This window comes from Micromonospora aridisoli (assembly GCF_056150025.1).
This window is the reverse complement of record NZ_JAXCFK010000126.1, coordinates 1-564: the sequence shown is the minus strand read 5'-3', so window position 1 is coordinate 564 and position 564 is coordinate 1. Positions and strand designations below refer to the sequence as shown.

Here is a 564-nt window from a genome sequence, read left to right as displayed (position 1 = left end):
CTCCATATTTTGTTTGGTTTTCGGGAACACATCCAGTAAAGGATATTATGAAAGATGCTACCCTACGATTATACAATGTAGAACATCCATTGACCATGACGTTAATGATCGTCTTTATCACCATGGGCTACTCAAAACATAAAAAGAAATTAACCTCAACACCTAAGTTCAAGGTTTTGGCCATTTTCTACACCCTTGCACTTATTCTGATGCTCTCTAGAATTCCTTGGGGAAATTGGTTATCATAATCAAAGAAGCAAGCAGATGCTAGCGGTAGACCAAAAGCTATGATAGTGGCTGTGTGTATCCCAATCAAACACATCAAAAATTGTTCTGGTATACAAGCCTACACAAAACATTATCAAAAATAGTACAATTCTTAACCTACCTGTGAGACAAACAGGAAATAACCATCATCGTATAATGCGCTATACCACATTACCAAATACTGACATCAAGGTTAGTAAAATATGCCTAGGCACTATGACCTGGGGGGAACAAAACACCGAAGCAGACGGCCATCAACAATTAGATTACGCCATAGAAAAGGGAGTCAACTTTATT

The 564-nt window shown here is 37.9% G+C and carries 1 protein-coding gene; it reads left to right on the top strand.

Annotation, left to right across the window (positions count from 1 at the left end):
- Positions 1-248 (top strand): hypothetical protein (locus SM447_RS29700; protein WP_474576174.1); only part of this gene is annotated, 248 nt, incomplete at its 5' end.
- Between the last annotated feature and the right edge of the window lie 316 nt (positions 249-564).